The organism is Arthrobacter sp. UYCu723, from assembly GCF_054059215.1.
Genome location: NZ_JBSSBW010000001.1, coordinates 1,879,372 through 1,898,186, shown reverse-complemented (window position 1 = coordinate 1,898,186; position 18,815 = coordinate 1,879,372). Strand labels below are relative to the sequence as shown.

The following is an 18,815-nucleotide window of genomic DNA, read 5'->3' as shown; positions in this document are numbered from 1 at the left end:
CAAGCTGGAAACTACCTTCACCGACTTCAATCATGCCGCTCAGCAACGGAACCCACGTCCTCGACGCCGGTGTGGTCGCCAGAAAACCTGTTGGCCCTAGGTTGCTCCCAACCCATCTGCGAACCCAGCAGGCGCATGTCTGTCGAAACCGTAGGCGCCGGCGCTCCTCGTTGGTGGTCTTTTAGGTCAGGATGGAGTGGAGGATTTCGTCGGCTGCCCGGCGCCCGGAGCGGATCGCGCCGTCCATATAGCCATTCCAAGTCGAAGAAGTCTCCGCGCCTGCCCAGTGGATCCGGTCCACGGGGGCTGCGAGGGCTTTTCCGTACTGTGTCCAGGCGCCGGCACCAAGCCGTCCGCCGTAGCAGCCGCGAGTGAATTCCTCAGCTGTCCAGTCCTGCTCAACGATGTCGAACGGTTCTGCGGCCTTTGGTCCGAAGTACTTCTCCAGCGTCTGGAGGACGAGCCCGCGGCGTTCCTCTGCGCTCATCATACTGGCGGTGCGGGCGTGGGAGCCTTCAAGAAAGCCGACCAACACACCACAGGAGCCATCATGCGGGCTGTTGTCCAAAACGACATTGAACGCGTCGTCAAAACTCCACACACTGCCGCTGAGTCCATCCTCGCGCCAGAACGGTTTGTCGTAACCGATTTGGAACTTAATGACGGCTCCGGCCGGCATCTGCTGGGTGAGACCGTCACGAAGCGCGGGAAGAGGCGGGACGTAGCGCAACCGACCAGCCAGGGTTTGCGGAACGGCGACGATGACGTGCTGCGCCGTGATGCTACCGCCTTCATACTCGACGACGACGCCGGTCCCATCCTGACGGATCGTCCGGACCACGCTATTGAGCCGTACCGCGTCGCCCAGTGCGGTGGCCATCCGTTCAGATATTAGGTGGGTTCCGCCAATGACTCGCCTTTCCTGAGCGCCCCCAGTGGTGTTCATCAGTGAATCCAAGCTGGTTCCGGATTTGACGTAGAAAAGAAAGTGCAGGAGTGAAAGTTCGGGAGACTCAGCCGAAAACAGGGCCGGGACGAGGATCCGGAAGAACCGCCGAGCTAGGCTATCTTCCGTGTGGGAAACAAGCCAAGAATCAAGAGTCTGTCGGTCCAGATCCTCCGCTCCCGCCGTTTCCCAGGGTTCTCCAGTCGCTACCGTTGAGGACAAGACCTCCAGCTGTTCCCAGAGCTGGCCGACCTCCACCGCCGACTCAGGCGGAAGACCATACGTCCTGTCCGAGAAGCGAACGATGTTGCCGTCGAAAACGCTCAGGGCATCGCCCTGATCGAAGCTGCGGAACGTCTCAAGGCCTAGTTCCTCGATGAGCTCAAGTACCACGTCCTGTGTAGGACCGACCCATTGGCCACCCATCTCCACTGGAACTCCGTTGCTGAGAAAGCCTCCCATATTCCGGCCCGCCACCCGGTCACGCGCCTCAAGCACGACCGCTGTCTTACCAGCCGCTACCAACTTTCGGGCAGCACTGAGACCGGCGAGGCCCGCGCCCACAACCACTACGTCCACATCGAACATTCCAAGATCCTCCAAGTAAAAATTTGGGCCTACGACCATGGCCAAGGACACGATCGGTTTCTCCGCCGTGCAAATATGCGAACAATGTCATTGCCCCGAGACCCAGGGCAATGACATTGCATCGATCAGGCGACCGGCGCGAACGCTGCCCGGCCCTGGACGGCCGAGGTGCCCAGGTCGTTCTTGGGTACGGCGGTTCCGGCCTCGACGGCCTTGACCCACGCGTCCGTGGTGGCCACCGCGGCGAAGTTGGAATGCAGCAGCACCAGCAGGGTTTCATGCAGTTGCTGGGCACTGACCGCTCCGGCTTCATTGGCCAGGTGGATCGCACCGCTGGCATCGGACAGCAACTCAACAGCGATGCCCAGTGGTTCGGCCGCGGCGGCGGTGGCGAGGTCGCAGTTGTTCGTCATGTAACCGATCACCGTGATGGTATCGATCTCGTTCTCCCGCAGCCAGGCTTCGAAGTCGGTGCCGGCGAAGACGCTGGCATAGTTCTTGACAATGTGCTTCCAGGACGGCTTGACCCGGGATTCGATTTCCGGGTGCAGCTTCCAGCCCTCGGACCCTTGCGCGAACACCGGCGCCCCGGCAGGGTACTCGTGCTTGACCACCGCGAGGGGCAGCCCCTGCTGCTCGGCAAGATCGATGGCCCGGGTGATGTTGGCCAGGGATTCGTTGCGGTCCGGGTACTGGATCTCCAGCGGTCCCCCTGCTGCAAAGTAGTCGTTCTGCACGTCGACAATCACGAGTGCGCGGCGCAATTCAGCCATGGTGGCTCCGTTTCCTTGATGGTTTTGGTTGGTGATTTCAGCTTGGCAGCGCCCGAACAGGTACAGTGAGGGGCGTATACGCATACTTTCGATGGAAATAGGCCAACATGAAGATCGCCGTTCACGCCTTCGACGGAATGACCATGTTCCACCTGGCGACCCCGCTGCTCGTGTTCGGTGAGGTGTCCCGGTTGGGCCTGGCCGAAGACTGGGAGGCGCGGGTGTTCACGGAGACAGGCCTGCCGGTGCGCAGCGTCGAGGGATACGTGATTGGCGAGGTGTCCGGGCCGGAAGTCGCACAAGGTGCCGACATCGTGGTGTTCCCCTCGTGGCTGTCCCACCTTCCGGATCCCTCCGGGGACCTGCTTCGGTTGGTGCGTCAGTCCCATGACCGCGGAGCCGCGATCGCGGGTCTGTGCCTTGGCGCCTATCCGGTGGCGCGCAGCGGCGTGCTCGATGGCCGCACGGCCGTGACGCACTGGGAGGCCGCCAGGACCATGGCCGCCAAGCAGCATGCCGTCAAATTCAACGACTCGGCCCTCTATATCGACCACGGAGACGTGCTGACCTCGGCCGGCACGGCCTCTGCCCTGGATGCTTGCCTGCACATTGTGCGCACACGCCTGGGATCGGCGGCCGCGGCCACCCTCGCCCGCCACATCGTGGTCGCCCCGCACCGCGAAGGCGACCAGGCGCAATACATTATCCGCCCGCTGCAGGACCCCGAGCTTGACGGACCGCTGGGCAAGACCATCGAATGGGCCCTGGCGAACCTGGACCAGGACCTTGAAGTGGAGAGCATGGCGGCGCACGCCACCATGAGCAAACGCAACTTCACACGCAGGTTCAAGGAAGTCACCGGCCTGTCCCCGGCGCGCTGGGTGCTCGGCCGGCGGCTCGACGACGCCCGCCAGCTGCTGGAAACCACGAGCTGGAGCATCGCCCGCATTGCCGAGGCCTGCGGGTTCGGCAGCCCGGTGACCTTCCGGCAGAACTTCATCACCGCCTATTCCACCACGCCGACCTCCTACCGCACCCGCTTCACCAGCCGCTGAGCCCCGGGGGCTCAAATCCCGCAAACGTTCGAGCCGAAGCCGATCGCCGTCGACCCGAGATCCGGCAGGTACACGCTGTGACACGCGGCTTCGCCCGCGCTGGCCGGAGAGGCCGGTATTGGCCCCTCGTGCCATCACGTCCCGGGGCAACACCAAAACGCCGAGGGAAATCCGCATGAGTCAAAGCTGCCAATCATTCACTCAACATATACCCCCGTAGGGTATTCGACTTTATACCCCCTAGGGGTATAGCATGCTGTTATGGAAACCGTTGCTGCTCCCGTTGATGAACATCTAAACCACGCCTACACCACCAACAAGGAGGCCCTGCTGAAGCGGCTGAGCCGCGTCGAGGGCCAGGTGCGCGGGGTCAGTCGCATGGTTGACGAGGAAAAATACTGCATCGACATCCTCACGCAGATCTCGGCGATCAACGCCGCCCTGCACAAGGTCAGCCTCGGCCTGATCGAAGACCACGTTTCCCACTGTGTGGTCAACGCCGCAGCCCAGACGATCGAAACCGGAGACCAGAGCATCGTTGCGGACAAGGTCAGCGAAGTGACAACCGCGATCGGCCGCCTGCTGCGCTAAGCGCCGGCACACATCGTTCAACACCCAAAACACCCCCAGGAGAACACGTGAGCAACGAAACAGGCTGCGGTTGTGGCTGCGGAAGCAACTCAAACGAAGGCCACACCATCACCACCCGGTCCACCGAGGAAGCCATGAACCAGAACAGCATCACCCTGAAAATCGACGGCATGACCTGCGGGCATTGCGTCGCCTCCGTCACCGAGGAGCTCAGCGAAGTCCCGGGCGTCAGCAACGTAGAAATTGACCTCGCCGCCGGCGGAATCTCCACCGCCACCGTCACCACCAGCGCTCCCGTTGAGAACTCGGTTCTTGAGGCAGCCGTCACGGAGGCCGGCTACACGCCCGTCTCCGTGAGCGCCTAAGCACCCCTCTACTAACCCGGAGACAGGGGCCGAGCCCAGCGCTTGGCCTCTGCCTCCGGTTTTGAGACAAGAAATGGAATCATGAGCAACGACATCACGTTCCCCGTTAACCAACGCATCGTCGAACTGGACATCCAGGGCATGACCTGCGCTTCCTGTGTGGGCCGGGTCGAACGCAAGCTGGGCAAGATCGAAGGGGTCGAGGCCCTGGTGAACCTGCCGCTGGAATCGGCGCGCATCACGGTCCCCGAGAAAGTCACGGACGACCAGCTCATCGCCACGGTCCAATCGGCCGGGTACCAGGCCAGCGTCAAGGCTGATCAGTACGCGCCGGCGGTTGCCCAGACCCAGCCGGCTTCCACAGGAGCTGTCGAACCACGCAAGGCACCGGGCAAGGCCAAGGGCCCCGACCACACCACCGCGCACGGCGGAAGCGACGTGAAAAAACGGGCTCTCCTGACGTGAATGTGGGTTCGGTTATTTCTGGTATGGGAGTTCGATCTCGACGGGGCCGCAGGCGAGCATTATCAGGGCGAGGGCGGCTTCGGGTGTGTGGAATCCGTAGGAGCGGCGGGTCATGGTGCGGATCTTGTTGTTCAGTCCTTCGTGGCGGCCGTTGGAGAGTTTCCTGGTGACGGCGGCGTAGATCCCTTCGGTGTGGGATCGGATCGTGGCGGCGGCCCTGGCGAACTCGCGGATGTTGGATTTGGCGGCGAGGTCGCACCAGGTGGTGATCATCTCCATCACGTCATTGGGGTTGAGGTCGCCGGCGAAGACTTCCCGGAGGGATTCCTTGAGCTGGTAGGCGTCCCAGAGCAGCCCTCCGGTGCGTTCGAGCCCGGCCAAGGTGACTTGTTGCTTTTCGGTCAGGTTCTGCGGGTTTTTCAGCAGCACCCAGCGGGTTCCCTTGAACTTCTTCGCGATGTGCTGATCGGGCAGTTCACGGGCGCGTTGCCAGATGGAACGGCGGAAGGATTCCAGCGCGTTCGTGGCTAGCTGGATGACGTGGAACGGGTCGTAGCAGATGACCGCGTCCGGGGCGTTGGTCTTCACGGACTTGGCAAAAGCGGGCCCCATGTCCATGCTGACGGCCTCGATGGCCGTCGTGTTCACCGGTCCGATTTCTTTGAAGAATCCATCCAGTGTCGCCGCGTTTTTCCCCGGTGCACCCCAGACGATCTTCGAGGTGGAGTGGTCGGAGACGAGGGTGAGGTAGCGGTGGTGTTTGCGCCAGGAAATCTCATCCACCCCGATATTGAGCAGGCCTTCGAAGCGGCTCTCGTCGAGCTGTTCGGCCACGACGCGTTCACAGATCGCCCCGACGGTCCGCCACGCTATCCGGGCGAACTGGGAGACGGTGGTCTTGTCCGCCCGGATGACCAGCCAGGCGATCATGTCCTCAAAGTCCGTGCTGAACCGGGAGCCGGGCCGGGCGAACGGCACGCCCTGCACCACGACGCCGTGGCCGGGGCAGACCAGGCGCCGGCGGAGCATTGTGAGCACCAGGACCCTGCCGGAGAAATCCAGATGCCGCCACGTGGATTCCGCCCAGCGGGTGTCATATCCCGCCATCGTTGAGTAACTGCAGTGCGGGCAGTCAAGGCGCTTGCGGGCCTTCAACGCCACCCGCACCAGCATGGGACCACCGGAGCCGGGATCAACATCAACAACCCGGACCCCCGTCAGGTTCAAGACGCGGTTGAGTAGAGTAGTAGCACGCATGGGTAGCTCCGAAATTTGGACAGTGTGAGAACTCCCAAATCTACCGGGCTACCCATGCCCTCATAGCACACAAACCCTGACCCACACGTACGTCAGGAGAGCCAAAAAACGCCTCGTCGTCGGCGCCATCTTCACCGTGCCGTTGTTCATCATTTCCATGGTTCCCGCCGCCCAATTCCCCCACTGGGGCTGGGTGGCACTGGTACTTGCAACCCCGGTGACGTTCTGGTCGGCTTGGCCGTTCCACCGCGCGGCGGCCATCAACGCCCGCCACTTCGCCTCCACGATGGACACCCTGGTGTCCATCGGCGTGCTGGCCGCCTACTTCTTCTCCCTGTGGCAGCTCATTGCCGACCCGAACATCACCGCCCATGTGGGCATGTCAATGAGCGAACACGCACTGTACTTTGAGACCGCCGGCGTGGTGGCGACCTTCCTGCTGCTCGGGCGCTGGCTCGAAGCACGCGCCAAGTCACGGGCCGGGGACGCACTGAAAACGCTGCTGAATTTGGGCGCCAAGGAAGCAGTGGTGCTGCGCGGGGGCATCGAAGTGAAGATTCCGGCCTCGGATCTGGTACCGGGCGATGAGTTCGTCGTCCGCCCCGGCGAAAAGATCGCCACCGACGGCTTTGTCGTCACCGGCCACTCCGCCATCGACACCGCACTGGTCACCGGCGAATCGGTGCCCGTCGAGGTCGGCCCGGATGACACCGTCATCGGTGCCACCATCAACACCTCCGGCCACCTGGTGGTTCGCGCCACCCGCGTGGGCAAGGACACCACGCTGGCCCAGATGGGCCGCCTGGTTTCCCAAGCCCAGACCGGCAAGGCACAGATCGCCCGGCTGGCCGACCGCATCTCGGCGGTCTTCGTGCCGATCGTGCTGACCATCTCCGTCATCACCTTCGTGCTCTGGCTGATATTCACCGGGGACCTGAACTCAGCCTTCACCGCGGCCGTCGCAGTGCTGGTCATCGCCTGCCCGTGCGCGTTGGGCCTGGCAACACCCATCGGGCTGCTGGTGGGCACCGGGCGCGGCGCCCAGCTGGGCATCCTGATCCGCGGCCCCCAGGTCCTCGAGGACACCCGCAAGATCGACACGGTATTGCTGGACAAGACCGGCACCATCACCGAGGGCAACCTCGCGGTCACCTCGCTCACCCCGGCCCAGGGATTCGATGAAACCGAGCTGCTGGCCCTCACCGGAGCCGCCGAGTCAGGCTCCGAACACCCGATCGCCCATGCCATCGTCGAGGCCGCACGCGCCAAGGCCCCGCTGGCCGCCGCCACCGCGTTCAACTCCGCCCCCGGCGGAGGGGTCCGCGCCACCATCGGCACCCGCACCGTGGTCGCCGGCCGGGAAAGCTGGCTGAAGGAGAACGGCATCGAACTGACCGGCTCGCACCGCGCCGCCCTTGCAGCCGCACAGCAGGCCGGTGCCACCTCCATCATCGTCGGCATCGACGGGACCTTCGCAGGACTGGTCAACCTCACCGACACCATCAAGGACACCTCCGCCGCCGCCATCGCCAAACTGAGGGAACTGGGCCTGCGCCCGGTCCTGCTCACCGGCGACAACGCAGCCGTGGCCGCGCAAGTTGCGGCAACGGTCGGCATCGCCGAAGGGGACGTCTTCGCCGACGTCTTCCCCGAGGGCAAGGTGCAGGCCGTGCGCAAGCTGCAGGCCGAAGGCAAGGTCGTGGCCATCGAGGCAGCGGACGTGACCATCATGGGCAACGACCTCACCCACGTGGCCCAGTCCATCGAGCTCTCCCGCAAGACCCTGGCCACCATCAAGACAAACCTGTTCTGGGCCTTCGCCTACAACACCGCCGGCATCCCGATTGCCGCACTGGGCTTCCTGAACCCGATGATCGCCGGCGCCGCCATGGCCGCCAGCTCAGTCCTCGTGGTGGCCAACTCGCTACGCCTGCGCAGTTTCGCCAAGCGCAAGTAAAAGAGGGCATCTCCCGTCACCATCCGGGCAACGGGTTGCGGCACCCACTCATGGTGTCGTGCTCCGACAAGGGCCCGCCCAACGGGGAGTGCCGTTTACCTTTCTCATCGGGCGCATCGCGCGGACCTGCGGTTTCGGGAGCGTGGTGGCTTTAGGCAAACTTTGTTGCGCCTACGCCACCAGCCCAACCTCACACAGAGGTTCACCAACCCCGCCTCGTGACCGGGGCGTCCGGTCAAGTTCTTTGCCGTGGCATGCTGGCCAGCTTCTCCCTGAGAAGAGTCTCACGGTAGTGACTGCTTAATTCCGTGAGGGTCATGATAATGTGGATATCATGGCAAAAAGATACAGTTTCCGTGAGAAGTGGAGTTTCGCATGATGCGCACATCGCCCTCGGGCACCGCCCCGTTCGTCCTTTCGGTGCTCGATAACGCGCACACCGGTGTCGGGCAGACTGTCCATGAAGCGTTTGGTGAGATCATCACCCTGGCTCAGCTGGCAGAGCGGCGGGGGTATCACCGGTTCTGGATGTCTGAACATCACGCCATGCCCGGGGCGTCAACCTCGTCTCCGCAGATAATGCTGGCACGGTTGACCGCTGCAACGGACCGGATCCGGCTTGGTGCGGGCGGGGTGATGTTGCCAAACCATGCGCCGCTGGTGATCGCTGAACAGTTCGGCATGCTGGATGCCCTCGCCCCAGGGCGGATCGATCTGGGGTTGGGTCGCGCCCCCGGCACAGACCTGCCGACCGCCGCCGCCCTACGCCAACATCATGACGCCAACGACGGGTTCCCGCAGCAGGTACTCGAGCTGCTCGGCTTCCTGGGCGATGACTTCCCGGTAGGCCACGCGTACGGGAACGTGCACGCGGTGCCCGGCCCATGGCAAGCCGAACAGAACCGCGTGGAGCGTCCCGAGACTGCACCGGATGTTTGGATCCTGGGCTCATCACCGTACTCAGCCCGCCTGGCCGGACAGCTCGGCCGGCCGTACGCCTTCGCGTTGCAGTTCGGTGATGCTGACGTGGAGACGGCCATGCGCTTATACCGGGAGAGTTTCCAGCCGTCCGCTGTCCTGGACGAGCCGTACACCCTCGTCAGCGTGAGCGCCGTTGCGCACGACGACCCCGACGAAGCCAAGCGCCAGGCTGCCACATCGGCGATGGCCATGCTGCGGATGTTCCAGCGCAAGCCCTACAGCCTGCTCCCGCCGGAGGAAGTCGAGGCCTACCCCGCCACCCTCCAGGAGCAGCAGATCCTCGACAGCTACACCCGGCGTGTCCTCCACGGTACAGGTCCCGAGGTGGCCCAGGGCCTCGAACAGCTCCATGCACAAACCGGGGTCAACGAAATAATGCTCGTGGTCACGGGGCACTCACGCCGGGCCCAGGCCCGCACAGTCGAGCTCATCGCCGACCATTACGCGCTCCCCGCGCAGTGACACCGGCACGCACTGGGCGGCGGTCTCACCGAAAACCGTGGTGGCTGCGAAGTCGCGGCCTGATCATGCCGGAAGGCGGAAAGGGTGACGGAGCAGCTGATCGGTACCGAACCAACTGCCGACCGGCCCCATAAAAAGGTGTCCGACGGCACCAAGCAGTGAACCGGTTGCCGGGTGCGACACCAACGTGCCGGGCGCTCGTTCCGCCCCTCTGTGGCGGTGCTGGCCAAGGCGACATCTGACGGCGCCGCCTTCCTGCTCGTGCGACGCGCCTGCGGGAGCGCGGTCATCCCGGGGAGGCCGCGTTCCCCCGGCGTGCGGCATCGAATCGAACAACATCGTCCTTACCGCCATCGGCGAGTAAGTCGTCAGTTGAGAAGCACATACTCGGTTTCCTGCCCGCCGGGCGGGCAGGACCCTGCGCTGACAACCTGCCGCTCCCGCCGTCACCAAAATTTGCCCGCCGGTTACAATGAACCTTGTCGACGAATACGAGCGAGGCTTCGCCTAATACTGCGCCAGCGTAACTGCGACTCCCAAAAGCGGTGCTGAGAAGGGTAACTTACCTCCACCGATACTTCCGACGGGCAGCTGCTTACCCAACCTTGGCCAGCCGTTCTTTTCGAAGGGCATATGAGCGTGCTGCACGCACGCGGTCGCCGCACCGTTTTGAGCACCAGTGACGCCGCGCGTGGGTGCGAATCATGTACCGGTTGCATTGTTCGGCACCGCAAGCGGCCAGCAGTTCGGCTTCGGGACCGGTGAGCAGTACGACTGCGTCACCGGCAATCGCGGCCAGGGCGTGCTCGACGATCCGGCTGGTCGGATGAGTCGGCTGGTCCCTGAAACCGGAGACAGGGTCCCATCCCAGCAAACGAGCGCTGGGTGTGCGCGTTAGGGCTTCGTTCACCGCCTCCACTGCCGACGTCTCGGGCGGGCGGCCGAAGGCGGCGGCTTCGAACAAGTCGCGGATGTGCCGGCGCATGGAAATGAGCAAACCCGAGCAATGCTCCTGCAGCTCCGTCTCCTGCGGGGCGAGCCCGTGCTCAATGAGCCAGCTGGTTGCCACAGCCGGCGAGTTCAGCATTTCAATGCGGCCGTTCGGCATCTGCACCGAGCTGTTAGCCAGCTGAAGGGACGCATGCTCATCCTCTCCTGGTGCTGGCGGCGGAACGTCAGGGGTGAAACGCATCGAGGACATACTTCACGTTACCACTTTGGTTTTGACGTGAGACCGATCATGTTCCTATCAGCAGGCACGAAACCCGCTTCACCCCGGTGCTCGGAACCGAGGCGAAGGAATACTCACGGGAAGACTTTGCATGTGACGTGAGACCTTGGTAGTGTGTACCTCACGGCAAAAATGCGTTCCGTCCGTTAGAGACCCGCACGACGTGAGCGTCTGCCACGTCCAGTACTTTGTGGCGCCAGGTACAGCGGTTCGGGCCGTCGATAAAGTTTCAGGAGAGACAATGAAGCTCAAGCACATCCGCAACGCCACCATGATGCTCGAACTAGGAGGCGCGCGGATCCTGATCGACCCTATGCTGGGCGCCAAGGGATCTATTGAATCTTTCGCCAACTCCGCGGGCAACTCCGTTCGAAACCCTACCGTCGACCTTGTCGTGCCGCTGGAGGAACTGACCGGCGTTGACGTTGTCGTTGTCACCCACACCCATGTCGACCACTGGGACGATGCCGCAACATCGCTGCTTCCACGCCAAGTGCCGCTGCTGGCCCAAAACGACGCCGATGCGAAAGCCATTGCCGCCCACGGCTTCAGCGATGTTCAGGTCATGGCTGAGCCCATCGTCATAGGTAAAACTTCATTCACCAAAACGAAAGGCCAGCACGGCTCAGATGCCACCCTGGCCGCCTGGCCAAGGCTTGGCGAAGTCAGCGGCGTTGTCGTTCGCCATCCAGGGGAGCCAACTGTCTACATCGCCGGTGACACCGTCTGGAATGAGCAGGTGCGTCAAGCGCTCCTCGAGCATCGCCCCGACGTCATCGTGCTGAACACGGGCGAAGCACGTTTTCCTGACAACAGCGCCCTGATAATGGGGGCGCGGGAGATTCTAGAGGTGCATGAAGCCGCCCCTGAGGCGAACATCGTTGCCGTGCACATGGAAGCGCTGAACCATTGCGTCGTCACTCGCGCCCAGGCCAGGAAGATCGCTGAAGACCACCGCATCTCAGCGCAGGTCTTCGTGCCCGAAGACGGTGAAGTTCTCATTTTCTGAGCTCCCCTTGGCGCCACGCCTCCGTGTCACCCGAGGTGGCATGCACCCACGGTCGGAGCCTTGCACTGAGCACAAGGGTGACCGGCCCTTGAGGCAGGACCGTGCCCCTGGCGGGCAAAACATGCGGCCGTCAAGAGCCCTGACCGCACCGACAGGCCTGCAGCAACAATGGCTCTGCACTCCTGGGGACTTTCCCATGGTCGGACAGTTCAGGACCTTCATCGAGGGCATGAAAACAGCCTGGAGCTGACCCGAGCCCGACGGACGAGGTGCCTTGCCAGTTCAACAGGAAACTGGAGTTTCTCTGTGTGCCCCCAACCTGCAAGAAAGACATCTAGTGGGTATCCGGTTAGCTCAGGTAGACTGCGTAAATGTCGAGACCGGACTTTCCGAAGACGATTCTGGAGTTCCAGGCGAGATTCGGCGACGAGCAGGCTTGCCTGGGCTATCTGTTTGAGTGCCGCTGGCCGGATGGCTATTCGTGTCCCCGGTGCAAGGGGGAGTCCGCCTGGCCCGTGGCGGCGCGGGGGCTGTGGGAATGCGCCGCATGCCGTTACCAGGTTTCGCTGACAGCCGGTACCGTGCTCCACAAGACCCACACTGCACTGCATTTGTGGTTCTGGGCGGCCTACCTGATGACGACGGGAACTCCGGGGATCTCGGCCAGGCAGCTGCAGCGCCAGCTCGGACTCAGCCGCTACGAGACGGCCTGGACCATGCTCCACAAACTGCGCCGCGCCATGGTCAACCCCGAACGCACCCTGCTGACCGGCGAGGTAGAGGTGGACGAATGCGAAGTCGGCGGCCCGGAGGTGGGCCGGCGCGGCGGCAGAAATCTCACGGCCCGGGCCGCGCAGATAGTCGTGGCGGTGGAGGTGCGTGGTCAGGGCTCCGGACGCGTCCGGATGAAGGTGATCCCCAACGCGTCCGGCGACACCTTGGGCACTTTCGTGACAGACACTGTGGCTCCCGGCGCCATCGTGCACACCGACGGCTGGATGGGGTACGTCCCGTTGAGGAACAAAGGCTACGACCACCGCCCGCGATCCCAGCGGGCCGCCAAAAGAGCCGGCGACCCCGACCCTGTCCTTCCCCGCGTGCACCGCGCCATCAGCAACTTCAAGACATGGCTGCGGGGAACCCACCGCTCCGTGGGCAATGAACACCTGCAGGTGTACCTCGACGAGTTAACGTTCCGCTACAACCGGCGCAGCACACCCATGGCGGCCTTCCAATCCCTGCTCGGTCTCGGCGCACAGCAGGCGCCAGCCACCTATCGCCAAATCGTCGCCCACGGTCCGGGATCGAAAAGCACAACCTGAGCTAACCGGATACCCACTAGACATCTTTTGAACACTTCACACACCGCTACTTCCCAGAACCGTGAGGCTCCCGCCAGCGCCCGGCCCGAGCAAAGGCGCATTATTGCCGTTCTCATTGCAGGGCAGATCCTGGGCGGAATCGGTATGGGCGCCTCCCTTTCCCTGGGATCGCTGCTCAGTGTCGAGGTGTCGGGGTCAGCGGCGTGGTCGGGAATGGCCGCGACAATGAACACGTTGGGGGCTGCCGCCTTCGCCATCCCCCTGGCACGCGCGGCTGCCGCCCGCGGACGGCGCGTCTCACTCGCGCAAGGCGCCCTCATATCAGGAATCGGGGCCGGCATCGCAGTCGCAGCGACCGCCCTGTCCACCTTCCCCGGTCTGCTCATCGGCCTCGCCCTCCTCGGCGCCGGAACGGCAGTAAGCTTCCAGGCGCGCTTCGCGGCAACCGACCTGGCCACCGCCAAAACCCGCGCACGGGACCTGTCAATCGTCATCTGGTCAACCACTATCGGCGCCGTTGCCGGGCCGAACCTGTTCGAACCTGGCGAAGCCTTCGGCAAGCTCCTCCACATGCCGCCTTTGACCGGAGCATTCGCCTTCACCGTCGTCGCGCAACTGCTGGCCGCACTCGTTTACGTCACGGGACTACCTGCAAAGTCGGTGAAAGAACCCACGGACACCGCACCTGCCCGGCGCCAAGCCTCGGGGTTCGCGGTCCTCCGTTCCAACACCAAGGCCCGCTTCGCTGTCACAGCCGTGGCGCTCAGCCACGGCGTCATGGTTGCCCTGATGTCCATGACGCCGGTGCACCTTCACAGCCACGGTGCGAGCTTGGCCGTCGTCGGAATAGTCATCAGCCTTCACGTTGCAGGCATGTACGGTCTTTCACCGGTCTTCGGATGGCTCGCCGAGAAGGCCGGCCGACTGCCTGTTCTGCTCACAGGTCAGGGGATGCTCCTGGCAGCGCTGCTGCTGGCCTGGTTCGCCCCGCACACCATGGTGACCCCGAGCCTTATTCTCCTCGGCCTTGGCTGGTCTGCCTCCCTTGTCGCGGGCTCAGCGCTCGTCGCCGACGCAGTCCAAGCAACCGAACGGCCCGCCGTCCAGGGTGTCTCAGACCTGATCATGAATCTCACCGGCGCTACCTGCGGCGCCCTCGCCGGACCTGTCCTGGCAGCTCTCAGTTACTCGGGCCTTGCCACAGTGATGACTGCCCTCGTAGTAGTCGTCACCGCCTGGGCGACACTGCGCCTCGTCACATCGCGACATCAGAAAACAGCGTGACAGCCAGGACAAACACATCAAGCACGACGTACACCGATTTCGTCCTGAGGCAGCGAAACAGGGCATGGAACTTCGCTACACCCTCCTGTGGTGCGACATCACTGGGAAACCTCCCCAACGGCGTCGTGGCCGCAATCAGCACCCAGGACGAGCGGCATCCGGCAAGTCGGTCGCCGAGCACCTCACCGCTCATCACCACGCATGCTGGGGACTTTCTCCGGCCGCAACATCAGCCGGATCAGCTCCGGGCCAGCAGCAACGGTCGTTACTCTGGCTAACGGAACGGACGTGAGCGCGATATTCGTTGATGCCGGATTCCTGCTCGCCGTAGGCCGTACTGCGGGGCCCAGTCACTTTTGCTGTTCCCTGCCGTCGCCCATGCCCCAGCACATGGTCGCTGGCATCATCTCTTTCGCTCCTCGTGTGGGCACACATTCTATTGGGGTGGCTTGTGAATTCGTCAAATACCGGACGCTAGGCCCGGTACAGCGTACGGTAACGATCATTCGCAAGACACTTCAGGGCATGTTTGAAAAGGCGCGGAAACACAGAGCTCGTTTTGTAATACTTGCCGTGTACTCGCCTATGTAACGTTCTACCCGGTTGGTGATACGTTTCCGGTATGCGAATCGGATACGGACGTGTCTCAACACGCGATCAGCACCCCGAGGCCCAACACGACGCCCTGTCCGTGGCCGGCTGCCAGCAGGTCTTCCTCGACACGGCCTCCGGAAAGCTCGCCCGCAGACCCGAACTCGACAAGGCCCTGCTCTCGGCCAACCGGGCAGGCGATCAGCTCGTCGTCACCAAGCTCGACCGGCTCGGCCGGTCGTTGGAAAACCTCATCGACTTGTCCAACACGCTGCAGGAGCGCGGTGTTGACCTCGTCGTCCTTGACCAGGGCATCGACACATCCACCGCCACCGGGCGGATGTTCTTCCAGATCCTTGGCTCAATCGCCGAGTTTGAGCATGCTCTGATGTCTGAACGGACGATGGACGGTCTGGCCGCCGCCAGGGCACGGGGGCGGACCGGCGGCCAGAAGCCGAAGCTGACTCCCCGGCAGGTGAAGATCGCCCGGGAAATGTACGAAGAAACCGGCGCCGACGGCAAACGGGTTCACACGGTGGCGCGCAATCGCGGCCGAGTTCGGTGTCACGAGACCCACAATCTACCGTCATTTCGAGACCCAGAAGGGGTAGCCGGGGTTCTCCATCCCGGTTACTCCTGGTCGGGTCCGTTTCCGGCATCACTGCTGTCAGGGTCCCGGAATGCCCGCCACGACCCGCCGAGGTCGGGGAGCTGGAACGAGTAGTGCCCGTGGACGTTGATGTGCCGGCGCTGGTATGCCGACAGCCGGGCCACGTCTTCCTCGGCAATCGGGTGGCGCTGTGCCCGTAGCGTCTCCAGTGCCCGGTCGAGATAGACCGTGTTCCAGAGCGTCACGCAGTTCAGCACGAGGCCTAAAGCGCCGAGCTGGTCTTCCTGTCCCTCGCGGTAGGCCCGGTGCAGTTCGCCTTTGCGCCCGTGGAAGATGTGCCGGGCCAGGGCGTGGCGGCCCTCCTGAAGGTTTCGCATGCCTTTCATCTCCCGCCGGTATTGGGGGTCATCGACGAATGTCAGGACGTGGAGCGTTTTGAAGATCCGTCCGTAGTGAGCGAGAGCTTCGCCAAGGTCGGTGGGACGGCCGTCGCGCTGGAGAATGCGGATGATGTCGTGGGCGGAGACTTCCCGGGTATGCACGGAGGCAACCACGCGGAGGATATCGGGCCAGTGGCGGCGGATCTTCCCCACATCGATCCTGCCCCGGGCGGCCTTGTCCAGAGCGCCATAGTCGGCGCCGCCGTTGATCCGCCACAGCTTTGCATCCGGCAGATCGGCCAATACGGGCCTGTAGTCAAAGCCCAGGAGAGTAACGAGGCCGAACACGATGTCTGAATATGACCCCTGGTCGGTGACCAGCACCTCCGGGCGTTGACCGCTGTCGGGGCTGATAACCAGATCCACGAAATGGAGGGTATCTTTGGGTGTTCCGGAGACAACCTTGCCGGACAACCCCACGGACTGGTCAGAAATCATGTTCAGCCAGGTCACACCTTTCTTGCGGTGGAAGTATTTCGGGTTGGGCCGGGCATCGATTGTCCGCACGGGCACGAGGAACCGCATCCCGTCGACGGCGGCGACCATCCCCCCGCCCCAGGCCTGAGGCAGGGTAAGTCCGGCCTGGGCGTCGATGAGTACGGTGTTCGCTGCGGCGTAGGTCTCCGGACGCAGGTAGTGCTGATCAACATGCGCCAGCCGGCCGGCGGTCAGGGCAGCCACCTCGCCGATCACCGGGGAGAGCCCGACGTTCAGTGCGTGCGCCGTCAGCAGGGCCGCGACCGAAACATGGAGATCAGCAAGTCTTGTCCTGGCCCCGGACACGGCCGTGAACGAGGCCGCGAACGCCGGTTGCCATGCCATCACCTCCAGGATCTGCTCGGAAAGGTCAACCTGAGGGATCATGCCGGACAGACGTCTGCGCAGGTCGAGCAGGCTCGGGCCTTCGACCAGGGCCTCATCCTCGCCGAGGTGCAGTCTGCCTCCCGTGTCAACGGAGATACCGGTGTTCGTGACCATGCCGCCTGCGGTTGCGCGCCACGCCGCGTCCAAGTCCTCCGCATGTTCGGCCAGCAGAGCGTCCGGACTTTCCGGGAGCAGCAGCGCCCCCAGCGCCGGCCCCTTAGCGGCCTCCCACGCAGGACCCGACAGTAGCTTGGCCCGGGGGTCGCAGAACCGTTCGGAGGTCAGTGCGAAGATGTCACGGTGTCTGAGACGGGCGTGGAAAAGCTCCAGCACGCAGAACACATAGGCATTGCGGTCAACCGTGCCCTCTGGCCGGTCCTTGGCGAAGACGAGTTTCTGCCACCAGCCTGACGGGACGAGCTGCACATCAACCTTGCGGGCATCGAGGTATCCCTTGGGAACCCGCACCGTCACCTTCACCTCGAGCAGCTGCGCGAGATCCTCCATGGCCCGCAGGACCCGCTGTGCGTCGGTGGTGGCGCCGAACCTGATGCTTTGGCACAGCATTTTCACGAAACCTCTCACCGAGTTGTATCTCTCCAGGACCGTTGCCCGCCATGCCCCGTCCGGCCCGGCCTGCGGTGGCGGGGCGATCAGTTCCAGTCCCGCTACAGCCGCCCGGATCTTCGCCCTGGATCCCACCGCCTTTTCGATCATTGCCCAGACCATGCCCAGTGGAATGTCCTCGCCCAGCTCTTCGGCCTCGAACAACACCTCCACCACGGACTTGACCAGCGCGGCGTCTCTGGCCACACGGGGGTAGCGCTTCACGGTCTCCTTGTCCGCGGACTTCGCCGCCCGCCCGAAAAGCTCATTGGCCATGAGCGCGTCGAAGAGTTCCAGGGCGTCATCGGTGGCCTTCGTTTCAAGCCATGTCAGCGTGGCCAGCAAGGTCGCGGTTCGCATGCTGTCCGGATGCCGGGCAAGTTTCGGCGCTTTTTCGTTCATTCCGGACCGGGCCAACTGCAGCATTCGCCGCCTGGAAACGCCCGTGCCCGCGATATCGATCTCTCCCAGACGAAGGGCCGCGATTTCGGACACCCGCTCCAGCGCCTTCATCATCGACCGGCCCGATGGATCTCTGCGTGGCGGATGACGCCACAAATCCAATTGGGACCGCCGCCCCTGTCCAGGGGCCAGAAGCACGCCATCCAGTGCCGCTGCCTGCTCGCTTGTCACCACCGCAGCGAGAGCATCATGTAACCGGGATTCGGCCTTCTTCCTGACGCCGGCCACCTGGTCTCGGAGGGTGCTTACTCCCGGCAACAGCACGCGGCGCCCGCGTAGCCAGGCCACCGCCGCGAAAAACAGCGTCTTCGGCCCCGCGTCACTGGTCCACGCCTGCCGGTCCACCCACTCCAACAGCTCCGTCTCCATCGAGGCGTAAGTGACGAAACCGTATACCTCGGCGATCTCCCACTGGTGCTCTAACCGAGTCTGCTTCCGTTCCACGTACCGCTTCACACACGACGGATCGGCCACGCCGACCTGCACCGCAACAAAATCGACGACAGCGGCTGGAACATCCACGGGATCATCCATGAAAGCACCCAGATGACGAACGGTCACAAGCTGGAGTCCGAACCCAAGCCGGTTGTGGTCGCCCCTCCGCTTCGCCACCAGCTCGCGATCCAAGTCATCGAGAAAGAAAAACCGCTCCAACACCGACTGTTCCGGAGCTTCATGCGCATACCGCCCGTACGCCGCCTCTTCGGCAGCCGTTAAATATTCACCAGCCATGCTCTCTCAACGATCGACGCTGGCAATCGTTGCGGTCGGATTGATCCTTAGCGCTACTTTTCCGCGGGATGGTCCTCGACCCCCTGCACCAGGCGCGCATCGCGGAATGGAAGGCAATGTCCGACGCGGAAACCGTGACCGCGTCCTCGTGAAGCGAGCGACTGGCTGGACGACGCACGACGCCGACGCCGGAACTCGGGTGAGTTCCGGCGTCGGCGGCGTGT

Annotated in this window: 16 protein-coding genes; 10 read left to right on the top strand and 6 right to left on the bottom strand. The window is 63.5% G+C overall.

Going from position 1 to position 18,815, the window contains the following annotated elements; genetic code table 11:
- Nucleotides 1-181: 181 nt before the first annotated feature.
- On the bottom strand, nucleotides 182-1,585 hold the full coding sequence (locus ACVWZ8_RS08865; protein ID WP_456504410.1) for a flavin monoamine oxidase family protein: 1,404 nt from the start codon (nucleotides 1,583-1,585) through the stop codon (nucleotides 182-184).
- A gap of 74 nt (nucleotides 1,586-1,659) precedes the next feature.
- Nucleotides 1,660-2,307, bottom strand: a complete 648-nt coding sequence (locus ACVWZ8_RS08860; protein ID WP_456504409.1) for an isochorismatase family protein — start codon at nucleotides 2,305-2,307, stop codon at nucleotides 1,660-1,662.
- Between the two features lie 107 nt (nucleotides 2,308-2,414).
- On the opposite strand from ACVWZ8_RS08860, the gene ACVWZ8_RS08855 reads away from it, so the two are divergent.
- The 4 genes from ACVWZ8_RS08855 to ACVWZ8_RS08840 all read left to right on the top strand — a co-directional run bounded on the left by ACVWZ8_RS08855 (nucleotide 2,415) and on the right by ACVWZ8_RS08840 (nucleotide 4,783).
- Entirely contained in the window at nucleotides 2,415-3,362 is a 948-nt protein-coding gene (locus ACVWZ8_RS08855; RefSeq protein WP_456504408.1) for a GlxA family transcriptional regulator, read from the top strand.
- Between the two features lie 261 nt (nucleotides 3,363-3,623).
- On the top strand, nucleotides 3,624-3,953 hold the full coding sequence (locus tag ACVWZ8_RS08850; RefSeq protein ID WP_456504407.1) for a metal-sensitive transcriptional regulator: 330 nt from the start codon (nucleotides 3,624-3,626) through the stop codon (nucleotides 3,951-3,953).
- A gap of 47 nt (nucleotides 3,954-4,000) precedes the next feature.
- Nucleotides 4,001-4,318, top strand: a complete 318-nt coding sequence (locus ACVWZ8_RS08845; RefSeq protein ID WP_456504406.1) for a heavy-metal-associated domain-containing protein — start codon at nucleotides 4,001-4,003, stop codon at nucleotides 4,316-4,318.
- Nucleotides 4,319-4,399: 81 nt separating this feature from the next.
- Nucleotides 4,400-4,783, top strand: coding sequence for a cation transporter (locus ACVWZ8_RS08840; protein ID WP_456504405.1), 384 nt, complete (start codon nucleotides 4,400-4,402; stop codon nucleotides 4,781-4,783).
- A gap of 12 nt (nucleotides 4,784-4,795) precedes the next feature.
- On the opposite strand, the gene ACVWZ8_RS08835 is transcribed toward ACVWZ8_RS08840, so the two are convergent.
- Nucleotides 4,796-6,040 (bottom strand): ISL3 family transposase, encoded by a 1,245-nt coding sequence (locus ACVWZ8_RS08835; RefSeq protein WP_456503559.1) that lies wholly within the window; start codon nucleotides 6,038-6,040, stop codon nucleotides 4,796-4,798.
- A 157-nt stretch (nucleotides 6,041-6,197) separates the two neighbouring features.
- On the opposite strand from ACVWZ8_RS08835, the gene ACVWZ8_RS08830 reads away from it, so the two are divergent.
- Nucleotides 6,198-7,997, top strand: a complete 1,800-nt coding sequence (locus ACVWZ8_RS08830) for a heavy metal translocating P-type ATPase (protein ID WP_456505923.1) — start codon at nucleotides 6,198-6,200, stop codon at nucleotides 7,995-7,997.
- 375 nt (nucleotides 7,998-8,372) lie between these two features.
- Nucleotides 8,373-9,440, top strand: a complete 1,068-nt coding sequence (locus ACVWZ8_RS08825) for an LLM class flavin-dependent oxidoreductase (protein ID WP_456504404.1) — start codon at nucleotides 8,373-8,375, stop codon at nucleotides 9,438-9,440.
- A 595-nt stretch (nucleotides 9,441-10,035) separates the two neighbouring features.
- Here the strand turns inward: ACVWZ8_RS08825 and ACVWZ8_RS08820 are convergent.
- Nucleotides 10,036-10,632 carry an ABATE domain-containing protein gene (locus ACVWZ8_RS08820; protein WP_456504403.1) on the bottom strand — a complete coding sequence of 199 codons (597 nt, stop codon included), beginning with the start codon at nucleotides 10,630-10,632 and terminating at the stop codon, nucleotides 10,036-10,038.
- A 280-nt stretch (nucleotides 10,633-10,912) separates the two neighbouring features.
- Between ACVWZ8_RS08820 and ACVWZ8_RS08815 the strand changes: the two genes are divergently transcribed.
- The 3 genes from ACVWZ8_RS08815 (at nucleotide 10,913) to ACVWZ8_RS08805 (ending at nucleotide 14,286) form a co-directional block, all read left to right on the top strand.
- Nucleotides 10,913-11,680: an MBL fold metallo-hydrolase gene (locus tag ACVWZ8_RS08815; protein ID WP_456504402.1), complete on the top strand. Its 768-nt coding sequence runs from the start codon at nucleotides 10,913-10,915 to the stop codon at nucleotides 11,678-11,680.
- A gap of 371 nt (nucleotides 11,681-12,051) precedes the next feature.
- Nucleotides 12,052-13,002, top strand: a complete 951-nt coding sequence (locus ACVWZ8_RS08810) for an IS1595 family transposase (RefSeq protein WP_456504401.1) — start codon at nucleotides 12,052-12,054, stop codon at nucleotides 13,000-13,002.
- 27 nt (nucleotides 13,003-13,029) lie between these two features.
- Complete coding sequence (locus tag ACVWZ8_RS08805) at nucleotides 13,030-14,286, top strand: MFS transporter (protein WP_456504400.1); 1,257 nt, start codon at nucleotides 13,030-13,032, stop codon at nucleotides 14,284-14,286.
- On the opposite strand, the gene ACVWZ8_RS08800 is transcribed toward ACVWZ8_RS08805, so the two are convergent.
- Complete coding sequence (locus ACVWZ8_RS08800) at nucleotides 14,258-14,479, bottom strand: hypothetical protein (RefSeq protein WP_456504399.1); 222 nt, start codon at nucleotides 14,477-14,479, stop codon at nucleotides 14,258-14,260. The genes ACVWZ8_RS08805 and ACVWZ8_RS08800 overlap by 29 nt on opposite strands.
- Before the next feature lie 429 nt (nucleotides 14,480-14,908).
- Here ACVWZ8_RS08800 and ACVWZ8_RS08795 point away from each other — a divergent pair, with 429 nt between their 5' ends.
- Nucleotides 14,909-15,601 carry a recombinase family protein gene (locus ACVWZ8_RS08795; protein WP_456504398.1) on the top strand — a complete coding sequence of 231 codons (693 nt, stop codon included), beginning with the start codon at nucleotides 14,909-14,911 and terminating at the stop codon, nucleotides 15,599-15,601.
- Here ACVWZ8_RS08795 and ACVWZ8_RS08790 read toward each other — a convergent pair.
- Nucleotides 15,508-18,591, bottom strand: coding sequence for a Tn3 family transposase (locus ACVWZ8_RS08790; RefSeq protein ID WP_456504397.1), 3,084 nt, complete (start codon nucleotides 18,589-18,591; stop codon nucleotides 15,508-15,510). The two genes, ACVWZ8_RS08795 and ACVWZ8_RS08790, sit on opposite strands and share 94 nt — an antisense overlap.
- Nucleotides 18,592-18,815 lie beyond the last annotated feature (224 nt).